General features: G+C 62.7%; 14 protein-coding genes and 1 other RNA gene. 12 read left to right on the top strand and 3 right to left on the bottom strand.

Going from position 1 to position 17,762, the window contains the following annotated elements; genetic code table 11:
* Positions 1-51: 51 nt before the first annotated feature.
* Positions 52-2,796: a type VI secretion system ATPase TssH gene (gene tssH, locus ABQZ00_RS21505; RefSeq protein ID WP_323539022.1), complete on the top strand. Its 2,745-nt coding sequence runs from the start codon at positions 52-54 to the stop codon at positions 2,794-2,796.
* Positions 2,797-4,568: 1,772 nt separating this feature from the next.
* Here the strand turns inward: tssH and ABQZ00_RS21500 are convergent.
* Together ABQZ00_RS21500 and ABQZ00_RS21495 are read right to left on the bottom strand one after the other, a co-directional pair.
* Positions 4,569-4,922 carry an amidase family protein gene (locus ABQZ00_RS21500; RefSeq protein WP_323539068.1) on the bottom strand — a complete coding sequence of 118 codons (354 nt, stop codon included), beginning with the start codon at positions 4,920-4,922 and terminating at the stop codon, positions 4,569-4,571.
* The gene (locus ABQZ00_RS21495; RefSeq protein ID WP_323539021.1) at positions 4,923-5,261 is read right to left on the bottom strand and encodes a hypothetical protein; all 339 of its coding nucleotides are present in this window, start codon (positions 5,259-5,261) and stop codon (positions 4,923-4,925) included.
* A gap of 77 nt (positions 5,262-5,338) precedes the next feature.
* Between ABQZ00_RS21495 and ABQZ00_RS21490 the strand changes: the two genes are divergently transcribed.
* Positions 5,339-5,662, top strand: coding sequence for a hypothetical protein (locus ABQZ00_RS21490; protein WP_323539020.1), 324 nt, complete (start codon positions 5,339-5,341; stop codon positions 5,660-5,662).
* Between the two features lie 580 nt (positions 5,663-6,242).
* Here the strand turns inward: ABQZ00_RS21490 and ABQZ00_RS21485 are convergent.
* Positions 6,243-6,497, bottom strand: a complete 255-nt coding sequence (locus ABQZ00_RS21485) for a hypothetical protein (RefSeq protein WP_323539019.1) — start codon at positions 6,495-6,497, stop codon at positions 6,243-6,245.
* Here ABQZ00_RS21485 and ABQZ00_RS21480 point away from each other — a divergent pair.
* The 10 genes from ABQZ00_RS21480 (at position 6,496) to tagH (ending at position 17,672) form a co-directional block, all read left to right on the top strand.
* A complete protein-coding gene (locus ABQZ00_RS21480; protein WP_323539018.1) occupies positions 6,496-7,026 on the top strand; it encodes a hypothetical protein in 531 nt (176 codons plus the stop codon). The two genes, ABQZ00_RS21485 and ABQZ00_RS21480, sit on opposite strands and share 2 nt — an antisense overlap.
* A 289-nt stretch (positions 7,027-7,315) precedes the next feature.
* Positions 7,316-7,741, top strand: a complete 426-nt coding sequence (locus tag ABQZ00_RS21475) for a DUF2147 domain-containing protein (RefSeq protein WP_323539017.1) — start codon at positions 7,316-7,318, stop codon at positions 7,739-7,741.
* A gap of 139 nt (positions 7,742-7,880) precedes the next feature.
* Positions 7,881-7,956: non-coding RNA, sX9 sRNA (locus tag ABQZ00_RS21470), on the top strand.
* A gap of 81 nt (positions 7,957-8,037) precedes the next feature.
* Positions 8,038-8,577 carry an ECF-type sigma factor EcfK gene (gene ecfK, locus ABQZ00_RS21465; protein ID WP_115529240.1) on the top strand — a complete coding sequence of 180 codons (540 nt, stop codon included), beginning with the start codon at positions 8,038-8,040 and terminating at the stop codon, positions 8,575-8,577.
* The gene (locus ABQZ00_RS21460) at positions 8,556-11,069 is read left to right on the top strand and encodes a serine/threonine-protein kinase (protein ID WP_323539016.1); all 2,514 of its coding nucleotides are present in this window, start codon (positions 8,556-8,558) and stop codon (positions 11,067-11,069) included. The genes ecfK and ABQZ00_RS21460 overlap by 22 nt, the downstream gene beginning before the upstream one ends.
* Positions 11,070-11,180: 111 nt before the next feature.
* The gene (locus ABQZ00_RS21455) at positions 11,181-11,426 is read left to right on the top strand and encodes a PAAR domain-containing protein (protein ID WP_236699248.1); all 246 of its coding nucleotides are present in this window, start codon (positions 11,181-11,183) and stop codon (positions 11,424-11,426) included.
* 318 nt (positions 11,427-11,744) lie between these two features.
* A complete protein-coding gene (locus tag ABQZ00_RS21450) occupies positions 11,745-13,097 on the top strand; it encodes a tetratricopeptide repeat protein (protein WP_323539015.1) in 1,353 nt (450 codons plus the stop codon).
* 150 nt (positions 13,098-13,247) lie between these two features.
* Positions 13,248-15,212 (top strand): type VI secretion system Vgr family protein, encoded by a 1,965-nt coding sequence (locus tag ABQZ00_RS21445; protein WP_323539014.1) that lies wholly within the window; start codon positions 13,248-13,250, stop codon positions 15,210-15,212.
* Entirely contained in the window at positions 15,209-15,757 is a 549-nt protein-coding gene (locus tag ABQZ00_RS21440; protein ID WP_323539013.1) for a DUF6931 family protein, read from the top strand. The genes ABQZ00_RS21445 and ABQZ00_RS21440 overlap by 4 nt, the downstream gene beginning before the upstream one ends.
* Positions 15,758-16,346: 589 nt before the next feature.
* Positions 16,347-17,672 carry a type VI secretion system-associated FHA domain protein TagH gene (gene tagH / locus ABQZ00_RS21435; protein ID WP_323539012.1) on the top strand — a complete coding sequence of 442 codons (1,326 nt, stop codon included), beginning with the start codon at positions 16,347-16,349 and terminating at the stop codon, positions 17,670-17,672.
* Positions 17,673-17,762: the final 90 nt, after the last annotated feature.

The raw sequence follows: 17,762 nt of genomic DNA, 5'->3' as shown, positions 1-17,762 counted from the left end.
GCCGCTCACACACACGCTCACACGCAACGTACCGACTTCGAAGGACGCATCATGGCCGAGATCTCCCGCAGTGCCCTGTTCGGCAAGCTCAATCCACTCGCCTATCGCGGCATCGAAAGTGCCACGGTGTTTTGCAAGCTGCGCGGTAACCCGTATGTGGAACTGGTGCACTGGCTGCATCAGTTGCTGCAGCTGCAGGACTCGGACCTGCACCGCATCATCAAGCACTTCCAGTTCAATCCCTCAACGCTGGCGCGCGATGTCACCGCCGCGCTGGATGGCCTGCCGCGCGGCTCCACCGCCGTCACCGATCTATCGGCAAATGTCGAAGAAGCGGTGGAGCGCGGTTGGGTGTATGCCTCGCTGAGCTTCGGCGAGGCGCAGGTGCGCACCGGTTACCTGGTCGTCGGCATCTTGAGCGTGCGCGGTCTACGCAACGCACTGCTGGCGATCTCCAAGGAATTCGACAAGCTCAAGCCCGCTGTGCTCAACGAGCACTTTGCACAGATCGTGACCGGCTCGCCGGAAGATGGCCTGCTGCCCAGCGATGGGTTTTCGCTCGGTCAAAGTGCGGCGCCGGGCGAAGCCAGCGGTGCCATCGCCCCGGCCGCGATGGGCAAGCAGGAAGCACTGAAGAAATTCACCATCGATCTCACCGCGCAAGCGCGCGATGGCAAGCTGGACCCGATTATCGGCCGCGACGACGAGATTCGCCAGGTGGTGGACATCCTGATGCGTCGCCGCCAGAACAACCCCATCCTGGTCGGCGAGGCTGGCGTGGGCAAGACCGCGGTGGTGGAAGGCTTCGCGCAGCGCATCGCACGCGGCGACGTGCCGCCCGCATTGAAGGATGTGCAACTGCGCACGCTGGACGTCGGCCTGTTGCAGGCCGGCGCAAGCATGAAGGGCGAGTTCGAGCAGCGCCTGCGCGCGGTCATCGACGAAGTACAGGCCAGCCCCAAGCCGATCATTCTGTTCGTGGATGAAACCCACACCTTGGTCGGCGCCGGTGGCGCGGCCGGCACCGGCGATGCCGCCAATCTGCTCAAGCCGGCACTGGCGCGCGGCACGCTGCGCACCGTGGGCGCGACGACCTTTGCCGAGTACAAGAAGTACATCGAAAAAGACCCGGCGCTGAGCCGCCGTTTCCAGGCCGTGCAGGTGGACGAGCCGGACGAAGCCAAGGCGGTGCGCATGATGCGCGGCGTCGCTTCGATGATGGAGCAGCACCACAGCGTGCAGATCCTGGACGAGGCGCTGGAGGCGGCGGTCAAACTCAGCCACCGCTACATCCCCGCGCGCCAGTTGCCGGATAAATCGGTGAGCCTGCTAGATACCGCGTGCGCCCGCGTTGCAGTGAGCCTGCACGCCACGCCGGCGGAAGTGGACGACAGCCGCCGCCGCATCGAATCGCTGGACATCGAACACGCCATCATCGAGCGCGAGCGCGCCATCGGCATCGTGGTGGATGAGCGCGCGGCTGCGTGCACGGGTTTGCTCGATGGCGAGCGTCGCCGTTTGCATGACCTGGAACAGCGCTGGGTGTCCGAGAAAACATTGGTCGAAGAATTGCTGTCGTTGCGCGCGCAACTACGCAGCGGCAATGCGCCGGTGGAGGGGACCGGCAGTGCGTTGGAAGCCGAGGCAGAACAGGACGCCTCCGGCGATACCGCCGTGCTCGACGCACCGGTGCAAGTGGATCGCGACACGCTACTGGCGCGCCTGCAACTGGTGCAGGCCGAACTGGCCGCGTTACAAGGCGAATCGCCACTGATCCTGCCCACTGTCGATTATCAAGCCGTCGCTGCCGTCGTCGCCGACTGGACGGGCATCCCGGTCGGGCGCATGGCGCGCAACGAGATCGACACTGTGCTGCGCTTGCCCGAACTGCTGGCCAAGCGTGTCATCGGCCAGGACCACGCCATGGAGATGATCGCCAAGCGCATCCAGACCAGCCGCGCCGGCCTGGACAACCCGGATAAACCGATCGGCGTATTCCTGCTGGCCGGCACCTCCGGCGTCGGCAAGACCGAAACCGCACTCGCCCTGGCAGAGACGCTGTACGGCGGCGAACAAAACCTGATCATCATCAACATGAGCGAATACCAAGAAGCGCACACCGTCTCCTCGCTCAAGGGCGCACCGCCGGGCTATGTGGGCTATGGCGAAGGCGGCGTGCTCACCGAAGCAGTGCGCCGCAAACCCTACTCGGTGGTGTTGCTGGACGAAGTGGAAAAAGCGCACCCCGACGTACACGAACTGTTCTTCCAGGTCTTCGACAAGGGCTGGATGGAAGACGGCGAAGGCCGCCGCATCGACTTCCGCAACACCTTGATCATCCTCACCAGCAACGCCGGCACCGACCTTATCGCCAGCCTGTGCAAGGACCCGGAACTGATGCCGGATCCGGAAGGCATGGCAAAGGCCATCCGCGAACCGTTGTTGAAGGTGTTTCCGCCGGCATTGCTCGGGCGGCTGGTGGCAATTCCGTATTACCCGCTGAGCAACGCCATGCTCGGCCAGATCGTGCGGTTGCAGTTGAACCGCATCAAGAGGCGGATCGAGGCGCGCTACAAGATTCCGTTTGAGTACGACGATTCGGTGGTGGAGCTGGTGGTCTCGCGTTGTACGGAGAGCGAGTCAGGCGGGCGGATGATTGATGCGATTCTGACTAATTCTATGTTGCCGGAGATTTCGCGGGATTTCTTAAATCGAACGCTGGAAAGTAGTGGGAATAGATCTATTAGTGTCGATTCGAACGGCAATAATTTTATTTATAATTTCGATATCGCGTAATTAATTTCTTCGCAGCGTCGCATCAAAGAAATTTGATGTGGCGAGCGGATCCTTAGTCTATCGATGTCTAGTTAAATTATTAATTTCTGCTTATAAGAGGTGTAATTTCATGTCAAATCAAACCCTCACTTATCTTGAGAAGCACTGGCCTACGTTTGAGTTCAACAGCTGGAGATTTACCTCGTTGCGATGCAGCGGAAAGCTTAGTGTAGCTAACTCAAGGTCCGGTGCTGGAATGGTATTGCTTCAAGGGATCGAGGTGAAAGTAAAAGGTCAATGGCTGCGAGCCCACTTATCATTTCCACCCGATGACACTCGGGAGGGAACTTTCAAGGAGGGGCATTTGAAGATAGAAAGCGGTCCGTACCTAAATCAGTATTTTTTTTCCTGCGATGATAACGAAACATGGGAGGTTGAGAAGCTACCAAATTCACCTACCGTGCGCACACATAGTCCAGGTGACTGGAGTCGTTTGGACGCGAGTCTATGGATTGACATAGATAAGCTCGTTACCTCTTTGGCTTACTTGGAATATTAATCTAAAAAAATATCAATTGGTGGAATGAGTTCAAAGGAGGAAGTATGTGCCCTCACTGTCTAGATGCCCTTTGTAATATGGGATCAATTTGCCATCGTGGAATTTTTTCCTGCAATGGCGACGCTTTCTCACCGAAGGCCGCAGGTCAGCATAAAGAAACAAAGAAGTCTTCAAAGAGAGGTCAGTTCGAGAGTGAGCATCTTTTCCCACATGCAGCGCTCAAATTATCGGGTATAAATTATAGCTATCAAACCGAGCCTACTTTAAGTATACCGTATGACGTCCATCGAGGCGGCCAGAGTGGAGCTGGAGGAGGAGTCTCTTCTACTGGAAGTAGCGGGACCGCAAGCGGATGGTCTAGTCATTTAGGAACCTTGGCTCAGAATGATTTCCCCGGCGCGCTACGACTCGCCGTTATTGATCAGCTAAATGCGCATTACGTCAATGGCAATTTGAGTGCTGAGGTTGCTATGCAAGTTATTCAGGTTGTCAACGGGCATGCATCTTTGGGGCGCCTTACCGGAACCCAAGCAGGTGAAATAAATAACTTGATTGCGGATTACTACTACTCAAGAGCCAGATAAGTCTTACGATCCGCAGGAAATTTGAAATAAATATTTTAACAAAGCGACCAGAGTGGTTGCCAAAATTATTTGGATGCACTTATAGACCTACTGGGCGGTTGAGTTGTCTCGCAGCGACTCAGCCTTGCTTCGCTCTCTACGCTCAGAAGTGCGGTGTCCCAGTGTCAGTTATTGATTAGGGTAGCTGCTAATTTGGTAAGGCTCTGGTGGTCCAGGGTCTTTGCGAATAGCGTCGTAAATCGCCTGCCGTCTTGACAAAGGTGCATCTGACGCCGGATGCGTTTTGTGCTGGGTGATCAATGTTCCATCAATGCCATGGGGATTGTATCAATGGCTTGCTCCCGTAAGTGCGAGGGTCGCGACCACTGCTACCCACATAGGTTGAGTTTGAGGTATCGGTAGCAGGCCGGGACGTAGCGTTCGGATCGAAAAGACAGGGTGTGATGACCGCGCTTGGTATGGAAGAGAATCAGGCGCAGTTTTCGGACATCTCATCCAATTTTTTAGCGTGCTGTTGAATGAAAAGCATTTTTTCGGTGTTGAGCGAAGTTGGCTTTGAACCTATTGACCGAGTATCTATACTTAAAACCGATACCTGAGGACCAGGATCGAAATGATAGCGCTGAAAATTTTTTAGCTCTCAAGCGGCATTACTGACTCAGTGCCGGATGCAGGTTGGGTACGGCGCTGACGCTTTCCACTAGTGCAGCGACATGAAGAATGGTGGATTTTTCCTGCCAATTGCCGACGATTTGTACGTTGATCAGCAAGCCTTCCTTGCTTGTGCCGAACCGCATCGCAACACCAGGCAGGCTGGCGACACTGAGCGGCATTGTTATGCCCTGAAGGTAGGCGGCGTCCACGGTCTGACCGTTGATGGTGAATTCGGCGACGCCGTGCCCGTGCGCGGCAATCGGCAACACATGGGTGATCGGTGCATCGTAGCGGCTGAAGTAGTCGGCATAGCTATCACGGATGCGTTCGACGGCCTGCTCTGTCTCGATCTAGTCCTGCAGCGAGGTGTCGGCGATCGCCGGCATTGTCTTGGACATCTTGAACACAAGGTCTTCATGGCCAACCGTCGCTCGCGCGGACGCAGGCTTCATCTCCATGACGCGCAGCTTGTTGAATACATCGAGTATGAAATCACGCTCTATCGCCGTGATGCGGACTTGTTCGACAAAGAGGCCGATGTGCTTCAATGCCATGGTCACCGCGGGCACCGTCGCTTGAATATTGGGATCGACCGGCCCGTAGCCGGGGCCAACCATCCAGCCAATCCGCAGCCTGCAGTAGGACTGGCGGCCGATGCTGGCGTCGAACGGTACGGTGCTGTTCGACAAGGCATCCTGGCCATCGGGTCGGCCAGCTGTGCGAAGGCGAGCGCGATGTAGCGGATCGAGCGGGCCATCTGCCCGACATGCCAGAAGCGGTGCGGCGCGCGCGTCCAGATGCCGGTCATGGGGAAGCGGTCGAGGGTTGCCTTGATCGATACGATAATCTGCCGGACGTGGTGAAGAGCGAGGTTCACGCTTTCAACGATATGAACAGTGGATGGCTTTCCAAGATGCTGGTGGCGGCCGACGCGGCCGACGCGGCCAACGCCAAGGACTCCAAGAAGCGTGCTCGCGCCATCTTTGCCGCAATCGGCGGTGCGCAGTTGATGGCACGTGGTCGAGCGGACATCAAGCTCTTCGATGCGTTGATCGACAGTTACCAGGCAAGCGGGTTGTTGCCGAAGTGATGACGCAGACATCGCCACGCGGCAGATGGCGTTGCTTCGACTTGAAGACACTTGCGAAGTGGTGAAGAGTTGGAGCGGTTGCCTACGTGCGACACCGCACCTTGGCTGCGGATTTTCACTAGCGTGTGCATGTAACTGCTGTGAACGGATAACTCTGGAGTCAGCGGCCTTGGCGACGCGCAGCGCCATAGGTCACCACACAGCGGTACGCATCGCAGGCTTCACAGAAGCGAGGCATGGAGCTGTCGTCAACTAGCGCGATACGCGTGCGATGCCAGGAATGTCAGAGCCCGTGCTGTCGCCGTCGCTAGAAACAAGTCAGATGAAGCGGACCCTGTTAGAAGGGCGGTCCATTCTCGACGTTAACCAGCGCGCCTAATCGAATTTTCATCCAACAAAGCGTCGCATGTCACACGTCTGCATCCCGGCAGATGATTGAGACGTTGTGTCGGGTGTGTGTTCTACCGCTCGCTAAGGTTGGCTTGAGCCCTACCGGTGCTTGAGGACGACATGAGCCCTGTCGCTGCATCAAGTTCCTGTCGATGCTCTCTGGTCACGTTTTATCGTGACTCTGGAAGCATCAATCAATGTCCCTGACGCTGTAGGTATGGATAAGACGGTGGTGTTGAGTTTCCGGTATCAGAGCTTCGGCATGGCGCTGGCCAACTGCTTCGGAAGGATATTGGAAATCAGATACATCAGGAAATGTTGCGCTGAATAACCAGGTGTCACGCACGCTGCGTCCAATGTTGTGCCAGGGTGCCGGTTGATCGGTCATCCATGGCGAGAGGCGACTCGGGGCGGCCTTCCCAGCCCCCAAGAGGGTAATTATCATGGCTATCACGATCCTTTCCGCTGTGTACGGCACCAGCAAGGCAGGAGTCGATGTCACCCAGGTGTGCCAGAACATCGTCGACACAGGCAACGACGATATCACCGCAAGCAATGCCTTCTTCGGAACGGACCCCGACCCGGGTACGGTCAAGAGCTTTGCGCTTCTGTACAAGAATCCCGCGTTGAACAACGGCAATCCCATCGCGCTCGGTTGCGCGGAAAATGGCCAGATCGATCTGGTTCCCAATCCGCCTACCGCCACGACGCCCGTTCCAGTGCCGGGTAAACCCAGTTTTACAGTCGTGCGTGCACTGTACGGCACCGGTAACAACGGGTACGACGTCACTGCCACATGCCAATGGCTGATCAACAACGGTGGTACAGCGATCACGGTGAGCAACGCAACGTTCGGCGGGGATCCCGATCCCAATGTCAAAAAGAACTTTGCCATCGTTTACACGGCTGTCGGCGGCGGCGGCGCGCAGCAGTTTCGTGCCTGTGCAGAAGGCTCGACATTGAACTTGAGTTAGCCGGTTGCTGAGCAGAGTGCGTTGCGCTGATGTGGCCCAAGATTGGCCATGATCAGTAGTTCTCCAGTCCTTCTCCCGTCAGTGGGGAGGGACTGGAGATTATGTAGCGCAGAAGACGCTGAGGATGAAGATGGTGCCTCGTCGACCAAGTCGTGGCTAACCATGTCCCAAGATTGCGCCAATAAGATCGGATTAGCCGGCTCTGATTCTTTCATGAATCAATCGCCGGTCATCGGCCACTGCGGCAAGCCGCTTTGGTTTTCCCGTCTTGTTGAAGGTTGAACGAATCATGCACCCGCCGATCGCTGCCGCACGCTGTCTCGTCCTCGCATTGGTTGCATTGAGCGCAACCGCATTCGCCGCCGAACCAATCACCGGGAAGTGGTTCACCGATAACCAACAGGCACTGGTGGACATCCAGTCGTGCGGTACATCGCTGTGCGGCACCATCATCAAGGTGCTGCGTGTCAAGCCGGGTAGCGCAAAGACCGATGTGTTCAATCCGGATCCGTCCAAGCGCCACAACCCGATGGAGGGAACAGTGATTCTGAGCGAGCTGGTGGATGCGGGGGATCTGTGGAAAGGCAAGATCTACAACCCCGAGTCCGGCAAGCGCTATAACGCCAAGGTCAAACGCGATGCCGATGGCTCGTTGAAGGTGGAGGGATGTGTGGCCTTCATCTGCCAGGGCCCAACCTGGCAGCCTGCCAACTGATCGCCGCGCAGACGCACGGTCGGGGAAGCCAGCCAGCTCGATACAGCCAGCCCGTTGCAACCTGGGCCGGGCATCCAAGCGCGGCTGACGAAACGACTGGGGAGCCGCCCGGCAGGCGCAGCCGATGTTCGACATCGGCCGGCTCAACTCGGACACTACGGTTCCTGCGCGCCGTCCACGCTCACCTGATGCCTGTCCGCACGGCGTTGTGAGCCGTCTAAACCGTTACGTATTCAGCCGCCCACCCAGCCGCCAATGCGGGATACTGCGCTCCCACGCAGGCGAGATGGGCCCCGATGTCCGAGCTGCCGATCACCGAGTTGTTGCAGGCCTGGCAGCACGACGCGCCCGGGGCGGGCGACGCCTTGGCGCGGCAGGTCTACGAGGTGTTGCGCAGCACCGCGATGCGCGAGTTGCGCCGCGATGCGCGCGGCGGGCTGCAGGCAACCGAGCTGGTGCACGAGGCGTGGATGCGGTTGGAGCAGGGCCAGCAAGGGTTTCGTTCGCGCGCGCATTTCTATGCGGTGGCGGCGCTGCAGATGCGCCATCTGTTGGTGGATCTGGCGCGGCAGCAGGCCAGCGCCAAACGGCTTGGGCAGGCGGTGACGCTGACGATCAGCTTGTCCGACGGCGCAGCGCGGCCGGAAGCGTTGATGGTGGTCGCCGATGCCTTCGACAAGCTGGCGCGGGTGGATGAGCGCAAGGCCAAGGCGTTTGCGTTGACCGAGCTGGTGGGCTTGAGCGTGGCCGAAGCGGCCGAGCAGCTGGAGGTGTCGGTGCCCACGTTGGAGCGCGATCTGCGGTTTGCGCGGGTGTGGTTGGCGGCGCAGCTGTGAGCGTGGCGGCCACTGCCTGGCAGCGGCTGGAGGCGCTGTTCCATCAGGCCTGTCAGTTGCCGGTGCGCGAGCGCGAGGCCTTTGCGCATGCCCAGGCAAGCGACGATGCGGTGTTGCGCGATGAATTGCTGGCGATGCTTGCAGTGGAATCGCAGGCCACGCTGCGCGTGCGTGGGCCACTGAAACAGGCCGCCGCCGCATTGCGCGCGCCGTTGCCGGAGCTGCCGGCCGGCACGCGCTTTGGTGCGTGGGCGATCGACCGCCTGATCGGTGCCGGCGGCATGGGGCAGGTGTATCTGGGCCATCGCGCCGACGGTGCCTACGAGCGCGAGGTCGCGATCAAGCTGGTGGCCGCCGACGCGCTGGATGTGCAGGGCCGTGCATTGTTCGAGTTCGAATGCCGGCTGCTCGCGCAGATGGTGCACCCGGCGATCGCGCAGATTCACGATGTGGGCACCGATGCGCACGACCGTCCCTACCTGGTGATGGAGTACCTGCGCGGCGAGCCGATCACCTGGTGGTGCGATGCGCATCGGTTGTCGTTGCATGCGCGCGTGTTGCTGATGTTGCGGGTGAGCGAGGCGGTGCAACACGCGCATCAGAAAGGCGTGATCCATCGCGACCTCAAGCCCAGCAACGTGCTGGTCAGCGAGATCGATGGGCGGCCGATGCCGGGCGTGATCGACTTCGGCATCGCCATCGATGCCGCCAACCCGGGCGTGACCTCGGCGCATGGGCGCGGCACTCCCGGCTACATGAGCCCGGAGCAGGCGCGCGGCGCGCAGGAGGTGGACGCGCGCAGCGACATCTACGCATTGGGGGCGATGTTCTACGAACTCAGCTGCGGGCTGGTGCCAGTGGCCGGGCGTGACGGGTTGCCGCAGCGGCCATCGCAGCGCGTGGCAGCGGTGCCGCCCGATGCGCGTGCGCGCATCTGCGCGGCGCGTGCGACCACCCATACGCGTTTGCAGCAGCAACTGCGCGATGGCCTGGATGCGATCGTGCTGCGCGCGTTGTCGCCGGAGCCGGTGGAGCGCTACGCCTCGGTGTCGGCGCTGCTGGACGATCTGCATCGCTGGCTCGATGGCTACCCGCCGCGCGCGCTACGCGCTGGCCGGTTATTGCGGTTGCGCAAGTTCACCCAGCGCCATCGCAGTGGCGTGCTGGCCGGTGGATTAGTGGCGATGGCGGTGGTGACCGGCCTGGGCGCCACGCTGTGGTCGCTGCAGCAGGCCGCGCGCGACGCGCAACGTGCGCGCGTCACCGGCGATTTCATGGCCTCGGTGCTGTCCAGCGTGGACCCGGCGATTGCCAAGGATCTGGACAAGACGCTGATGCTGCGTGTGCTGGAGCAAGCCTCGCAGCGCGCCGCGCGCGAACTGGCCAGCCAGCCCGATGCGCGCACCGATGTGGAAAAGACGCTGGGCGGTACCTTGATCGCGCTGGCCGATTTTCCACAGGCGGTGCTGCATCTGCGCACCGCCCACGCACTGGCGCAACAGAGTATGGGCGCGGGCAGCAGGCCGGCGTTGAAGACGGCCTCCATGCTGGGCCAGGCACTGCGCGGTGCAGGCAAGCGCGACGAAGCGGTGCAGGTGCTGCGTCAGGGCATTGCGCAGGCCGAGCGTGGCGATCTGCAACAGCAAGCCATTGGCAATGAAATGCGCGCCTGGCTGGGCTGGACGCTGCGCGATCAGGGCCGCATGGCCGAGGCCATGACCGAGAGCCGGCGCGCTTATGTGGCGGCGCTGGCCAATCCGGCGAGCAGCGCAGATCAACGCATCGATGCCGGCAATGTCTATGCCGCGCTGCTGGCCGATAGCGGGCAACTGCTCCCGGCGATCGCCTTGCAACGCAGCCTGCTGCGCGAGCGCAGCGCACTGCATGGGGCCGAGCATCCGCTGGTGCTGGCGATGCGCAACAGCCTGTCGGTGTATCTGTTGATGCAACGCGATTTTGCCGGCGCCGAGGCCGAACTTGCGCCGCTGCTGCAGATCAATCGCAGGCTCTACGGGAATAACGCCATGGATACCTTGATGGTGGAAGGCAATCTGGCCGGCGCGCTGCGCCAGCAGGGCAAGGTGGCCGAAGCCGGCCCGCATTATCGGGGGGCGCTGGAGCGCACGCGCGCCGTGTTTGGAGACGATGCGCCCGCCACCATCAGCATGCGCAGCAATCACGCGTTCTGGCTGCTCGACGCCGGGCAGGCGGCAGCCTCGCTGGCCGAGCAGCGGGCCGCGCTCGCTACCAGCCTGCGGGTGCTGGGCCGCGCGCATCCGCAAACGGCCGAGATCCTGCGCGGTATGTCCGAAGCCGAGCGCGTGCTCGGCCAGGCCGCTGCCGCGCGCGCGCATGCCCAGCAGGCAGTCCAGGTACTCACCGGCATCTTTGGCGATGCCGAAGAGCCGCTACGTGCGGCGCGGCAGACCCTGGCATTGGCGGAGCCGGCCGCTTCCAGCGTGGAGACGACAACGTCGGTGGCGCGGCGCTGAGACGAATCGTCGGGTAAGCCGCGCCACGCGGCGCGATAGTGCCCGCACTGCCAGCGCCGGAGCGCACCCGTGCAACCTGCCGCACGCCTGACCGATCTGCATGTCTGCCCGATGGTCACCGGTGTGGTGCCGCATGTGGGTGGGCCGATCATCGGACCTGGCGCACCGACGGTGTTGATCGGTGGCCTGCCGGCCGCGCGCATCGGCGATTCGGCGGTGTGCGTCGGCCCGCCGGACAGCATCGTGATGGGCGCGCCCACCGTGATCATCAGCGGCCAACCCGCAGCCCGCCTGGGCGATAGCACTGCGCATGGCGGGGTGATCGCCTTGGGCTGTTTTACGGTGTTGATCGGCTGATGACGTGGCTGGGGGATGCGCGCTGCGATGGGCTTGCATGGGCGTCACGCGACGTCATTGCATGCGACACATTAGCGATCTTAGATGCGCACTCAGCACTGTCATTGCACTGCCCGGTTGCGTGCGCATGCAGCTGAGTGGCTGCAATGCAGCGGCCAATGCACAGCGTGAGAGTGGTTCAAAACGCCGCTAGAAGCAGCCAAGCGCAGAGATTGCAGATACCGATGTGCAGATGCATCGCCAGAGATTGCGCGCCACCGTCCCGTTCCGCCGTCATTCGACGCAGCCCCCGCGTCCAATCCTCCTAGGAGACGTCACATGCAGCCTGCCCGCCATGCCACCGCCCAGATGCACACCGACCTGGACGCCGCGCTGCACAGCGCGATGCAGGCCCATCGCGCCGGCAAGCTCGACCAGGCCGCGCAGGCGTATGCCCAGCTGCTGGACGTGCAGCCCGGCCATGCGCAGGCGCTGCATTACCAGGGCGTGCTGCTGCATCAGCAGGGCAATAGCGCAGCGGCGGTGGAGGCCATCAGTCAGGCACTGCAGCTGGCGCCTGCGCAACCGGATGCCTGCAACAACCTGGGCAATGTGCATCGCGAATGCGGCCGGCTGAGCGAGGCCGAGCAGTGCTATCGGCATGCGCTTGCACTGGAACCTGCGCATGCCGATGCGCTGGCCAATCTGGCCGCCGTGCTTGAAGCGCAGCGCCGCCTTGAGGAGGCCTTCCTGACCTACGCCGCGTTGCTGCATATCTATCCCGAATCGGCGCATGCGCACTACCTGCTCGGCTTGTTTCTACGCAACAACGCACAAGCCGCCGAGCACCTGCAGCAATCGGTGGAGTGCCTGCAACAGGCTTGCAGCCTGGCACCGGAGCATTTGCACGCACGCGAAGCGCTGGGCACCGGGCTTTACCTGCTCGGCGAACATACCCAGGCGCAGGCGGTTTACCGTGCATGGCTGGCGCGCGACCCGGGCAATGCCGTTGCCGCGCACATGTTGGCGGCCTGCGGTGGCGCCGCACCACCGCCACGTGCGGGCGACACCTATGTACGCGAGTTGTTCGACGGCTTTGCCGACAGCTTCGACGAGCAACTGCTGCACAATCTGGACTATCGCGCGCCGCAGCGGCTGACCGAGGCGCTGGCCGCCTGTCTGCCTGCGCCGCAGGCTGCGCTCACCATGTTGGATGCCGGCTGCGGCACCGGGCTGTGCGCACCGCTGCTACGTCCCTATGCGCAGCAACTGGTCGGGGTGGATCTGTCGCCGGGCATGGTTGCCAAGGCGAGGCAGCGCGGCGGTTACCACGTGCTGGAGGTTGCCGAACTCACCGCCTACCTGCAGGGCCGGCATGCGCACTGGGATGTCATCGCATCGGCAGACACGCTGGTGTATTTCGGTGCGCTGCAACCGGTGCTCGGCGCTGCAGCCGCTGCGCTGCGGCCGGGCGGGGTGCTGGGCTTTACCGTCGAGGCCCTGGAGAGCGACGCCGATGCGGTGGAACTCGATGCCAGCGGCCGCTATCGGCATAGCCATGCGCATGTGCTGGCTGCGCTGCATAGCGCAGGTCTGCAGCCGATTGACATCGCGTTGGATGTGCTGCGCAGCGAGCGTGGCCAGCCGGTGCATGGCTGGGTCGTGACCGCACGCACAGCTGCACAGACCTGAGACGAAATGTCGGCTTTGCCGGCTGCACGCGTGTGAGCATGACCCTGGCAGCAGTGGTCTGTTGCCGGTCCGCGGTGGTCTTTGCAGGCCGGTACGTCGGGGCTGCCGGTCAGCGCGTTGTGCGTTGCTCACTCACCTGTGGATGCTTCGATGCCGCGCACCATCACGCTGCACTCCGATCTTGGCGAGCGCCTGCTGCTGCACCGCATGCAGGCCAGCGAAGCGTTGGGGCAGCTGTTCGAGTTCCGCATCGAAGCCTTGTGCACGGACGCGCAGCCCAACCTGCGCGCGCTGCTGGCCACACCGGTCGCCGTCCAGCTGGCCGACGACAACGGCGAGCAACGCTGGTACCACGGCATGGTGGCCACGTGCACGCAGGCCGGCTCCACCGTGATCGATGCGCTCCCTTACACCGTGCTCGAGCTGCACGTAGTTCCGCGGCCGTGGTTGCTCACCCAACGCCGCGATTGCCGCATCTATCAGGACATGAGCGTGCCGGAGATCGTCACCAGCGTGCTGGGCGAGAGCGGCTACAGCGACATCCAGCAGCGGCTCAGCGCTCAATACCCCAAGCGGGTGTATTGCGTGCAGTACCGCGAAGACGACTTCAGCTTTATCAGCCGGCTGCTGGAGCAGGAAGGCATCTATTACTACTTCACGCATGCGCGCAACGCGCACACGCTGGTGCTATGCGATGCGCTTGGCGCGCATGCGGTGCGCAACGGGGTGGACACCTTGCCGTACGTACCACCGGACATGCAGCACCGGCGCATCCTGCGCTCGGTGGTGAGCCAGTGGCGCAGCGCCCGTGCGCTGCATTCCACACGCCACGCACTCGCCGACTACGATCCGCAGCAACCACGCGCCTCCCTGGCGGCACAGGTCGCCGCCAGTGGCGACGATTTACACGGGGCCGACGGGTTGGACGTCTTCGATTATCCAGGCCCGCACGCATTGCAAGCCGATGCCAGCCGCTACGCACAAGTGCGTAACGAGGCGGTCAACGTGCAACGCGCCAGCCACCACGCCACCACCAATGCCTGCGGGCTGATGGTCGGTGCGCTGTTCACCTTGCGCGAGCATCCGTGCGCTCCGCTCAACCAGGAATATCTGGTGCTGTCGGCACACACCACGCTGGCCGCACCGGAGCACGGCGATGAGGCGCCGTTTTCCAGCACCGTGCAGGTGATGGAAAGCCGGCTGCCCTTCCGTAGCCTGCGACGCACGCCTACGCCCAGCATCGCCGGTCTGCAGACGGCCGTGGTGACCGGCGAGACCGACGAAGACATCGTGGTGGATGCACATGGCCGTGTGCAGGTGACCTTCCACTGGGCCAACGCTGCACGCCCGCACGCGGCGCCATCCTGCTGGGTGCGCGTGGCCTCGATGTGGGCGGGCAAGGGCTGGGGCGCGATGAGCCTGCCGCGGGTCGGGCAGGAAGTGGTGGTGAGCTTTCTGGAAGGCGACCCGGACCGCCCGCTGATCGTGGGCAGCGTCTACAACGCCGATCATGCCGTGCCGTTCGCCTTGCCGGAAAACAAGACCCAGAGCGGCATGCGTAGCCGCAGCCTGCTTGGCGGCAGCGCGGATTTCAACGAGCTGCGTTTCGACGACAAGGCCGGCAAAGAAGAAGTCTATCTGCGCGCGCAACGCGATCTGCGCGAAGAAGTGCGGAACGACCATACCGCCACGGTGACCAACGACCAGGTGCTCACGGTCAACCACGATCGCAGCGCACGCATCGACAACAACGACAGCGTGGACGTGGGCAAGAAACTGTTGCTCAAGGCCGGCGAAGAGATCGAACTGGTCACCGGCAGTTCGCGCCTGGTGATGAAGCGCAACGGCGACATCGTGCTCAGCGGCATCAAGATCCTGATCGACGCGACGTCCGAAGCCAAGACCACCTCGATGGCGATCAAGTTGATTGCCGATGCGCAGCTGCAGGCCACCTCGCCGGCCACCGAGGTAGTGGGCGATGGCACGCTCAAACTGTCGTCCGGCGGCATGCTCAGCGCCGAAGCCGGCGCGTCGGCCACCGTCAAAGGCCCGCTGGTCAACATCAAGGCCGACGCGCTGGTGCAGGTTGCCGGCGGCCTGATCATGATCGGATGAGCGCGCCCGATCTCTCGCTGGCGCAGGCGTGTGCGGACATGCAGCTGTCCGCAGCTGCACGTGCGCAGCTGGGTGCGCCGATGGCGCCGCAGGCCGCGGTGCGTGCGTTGCTGGCGCAGGGGTATGGCGAGGATGCGATCAAGCTGCTCGCGCGCCTGTTGCCCAAGCGCTACGCGGTGGCCTGGCTATGCCAATGCGCGCGCGGCGAAACGCTGGACGAGGAAGACCGTGTCGGCGCCGCGCTGGCCGAGAAATGGGTACGCGACCCCAGCGAAGCGCATCGCCGCGCCGCGCAGGCGTTTGCGCATGCAGGCGGCTACGTCTCGTTGGGTGCCTGGCTGGCGGCGGCCGTGGCCTGGTCCGGCGGCAGTCTGGCGCCACCGCAGCAGGCCACGCCGGTGCCACCGCCCGAGCACCTGACCGCGCGCGCGGTGGCCGCCGCAATCACCTTGCTTGCGGCACGTGAGCCGGCGCAGCTACAGGCGCGCCGCAACGGGTATGCCGCACATGCGTTGGAGTTGCTGACCAGTGCGCGCGCGCCATGACATCGCCGGTTGGTCATTGCGGCGTGTGCCAGGCAGACCTGCCGTCCTTGAATACGCCGGCCACCTCTACCTATTCATTGTGCGCAACGTTTTCTAGCCACTTGAACATCTTGAGATGTCGATTGTGTGTAAGGCGATGACTGCGCCGGTGGCAGAGCGGATGATCTGCGACGCCGCGGCAGAGCCCTTGCCCGCCCACCATCGCAGGACATGCCGCACGGATGTCCTCGTAAGCTCTTACGCGGTATCCGTGTCGCGTAAGGTCCCGCGACGGTGGGCGGGCAATGACCAGTCGAGACGGTCGGTGTGCGTAGATCTTCTCAACGCGGCCGACTTACTCCCTGGCGCGGTGTCCTCACCGCTTGCGGGACCGTGTGGCGGCATGCATGCCGCCAACGAGCCTGCATGGATGGATTCACGGCGTGTCCGGCGAGCGGTGAGGGCACCGCGCCCTCGACCAACCCCGCTCAGGACCACCTGGGTGACGCTGAGGATGGCTAAACAATCACTGCGCGGCCGCTCGCGACGTTCAATCAACCGCATCACGTTTTTTCCCTGATATCGATCACCATTTGCAGGAGCCTGTGTCGTGTCCAGTTCGCAGTTGATCCTCACCGTGAGCGGCGCGCAGGCCGCGCAATTCGGGGCCAGCGCGCAGAAGCGTTTTGCCGGCACCGGCGGCAGCATTGGCCGCTCCGATGAAAGCGATTGGGTGCTGGCGGCGCCCGGCATCTCGCGCACGCATGCGGTAGTGCGCTTCCTCAATGGCATGTATTTCATCGAAGACCGCAGCACCAATGGCATGTCGCTCAATGGCGTGGGGTTGACGCGTGCCGACCCGTGCGCGTTGAGCGATGGCGACCGCTTGCAACTGGACAGCTTCGAGATCCAGGTGCAGGTGCACTCATTGACCGCCGCGCCCGATCTGGCACCTGCGTTCGATCCGTTGCTGGACGCCATGGACGACCGTACGCAGGTCGCGCCGCCGCCATCGCCCATACGCACCGCCACGCCTGCCAACGCGCACGCATTCGACCTGCTGGACTTCGGTGCCCCGCTTGCGGCGCATGCTGTCACCGACGACCTGCTGGACGGCCTGCTGCTTGGCAGCACGCCACGCGAGCTCGATCCATTACGTCTGCTCGATCCGTTGCCGGCCCCACCGCCAAGCGTGGCGCCCAGCGCATGGAATCACAGCAACGCCAGCCACGATCACTTCCGCCCGCCGAGCAATGGCGACACGCGCGCCACGTTGCCGGAAAACTGGGACATGACGATGGGCGACTTTGCACCGCCATCGTCGGCGGTGCCCGCGCCCACGCCTGCGTCATCCGTTGCAGCACCCACGCCGCAGGCATCAGCCAGTGCGCCCGTCTCCACGCTGGCAGTGCCACCGGAGCTGGACCGCGTCTTCACCATCGTCGTCGATGGCGTCATGGATGTGCTGCGCGCACGCGCCGAGATCAAGAACACCTTCCGCTTGCCGGTGACGGTGATCCAGCGCTCGGAGAACAACCCGCTCAAGTTCGCCGCCACCGCCGAAGACGCGCTGCAGAAATTGCTGGCTCCGCCAAGCGCTTCGTTCCTGTCCGGTGTGCCTGCATTCGAGGACGCTTTCGACGACATCCGCTGTCACCAGATGGCGATGCTGGCCGGCATGCGCGCTGCCTTCGACGCGATGCTGTTCCACTTCAGCCCCGACCGACTGGAACAGGAAGTCGACGCCGGCGGCAAGCGCCTGAGCTTCGGCGGCAAGGGTCGCTATTGGGAGCGCTATCGCGACAACTTCGAGCAACTGCGCGGCGACCCGGACGACTGCTTCCGCCGTCTGTTCGGCGACGAATTCGCACGTGCGTACGAAGCGCAGTTGGCGCGGTTGAAATCGGCGCGGCGGCAGCCGGCGCGCGAGCGGTAACCCGATCCAGCAGCGGTAGGAGCGTGCCTGAGCGCGACCGAGCCATCCCGGTAACGCCCCGTCGCGCTCAGGCACGCTCCTACGAAACGC

Source organism: Xanthomonas sp. WHRI 10204 (assembly GCF_040202875.1).
In the GTDB taxonomy this organism is placed as follows: Bacteria; Pseudomonadota; Gammaproteobacteria; order Xanthomonadales; family Xanthomonadaceae; genus Xanthomonas.
Note: the sequence above shows the minus strand (reverse complement) of the source record. Positions and strands in the feature narration are given on the sequence as shown.

Excerpts from the sequence above, each read along its gene's own strand:
- tssH (WP_323539022.1), top strand. The coding sequence starts at position 52 with ATGGCCGAGATCTCCCGCAGTGCCCTGTTCGGCAAGCTCAATCCACTC.
- ABQZ00_RS21490 (WP_323539020.1), top strand. The coding sequence starts at position 5,339 with ATGCCAGAAGCGGTGCGGCGCGCGCGTCCAGATGCCGGTCATGGGGAA.
- ABQZ00_RS21480 (WP_323539018.1), top strand. The coding sequence starts at position 6,496 with ATGGCTATCACGATCCTTTCCGCTGTGTACGGCACCAGCAAGGCAGGA.
- ABQZ00_RS21485 (WP_323539019.1), bottom strand. The coding sequence starts at position 6,497 with ATGATAATTACCCTCTTGGGGGCTGGGAAGGCCGCCCCGAGTCGCCTC.
- ABQZ00_RS21475 (WP_323539017.1), top strand. The coding sequence starts at position 7,316 with ATGCACCCGCCGATCGCTGCCGCACGCTGTCTCGTCCTCGCATTGGTT.
- ecfK (WP_115529240.1), top strand. The coding sequence starts at position 8,038 with ATGTCCGAGCTGCCGATCACCGAGTTGTTGCAGGCCTGGCAGCACGAC.
- ABQZ00_RS21455 (WP_236699248.1), top strand. The coding sequence starts at position 11,181 with ATGGTCACCGGTGTGGTGCCGCATGTGGGTGGGCCGATCATCGGACCT.
- ABQZ00_RS21450 (WP_323539015.1), top strand. The coding sequence starts at position 11,745 with ATGCAGCCTGCCCGCCATGCCACCGCCCAGATGCACACCGACCTGGAC.
- ABQZ00_RS21445 (WP_323539014.1), top strand. The coding sequence starts at position 13,248 with ATGCCGCGCACCATCACGCTGCACTCCGATCTTGGCGAGCGCCTGCTG.
- ABQZ00_RS21440 (WP_323539013.1), top strand. The coding sequence starts at position 15,209 with ATGAGCGCGCCCGATCTCTCGCTGGCGCAGGCGTGTGCGGACATGCAG.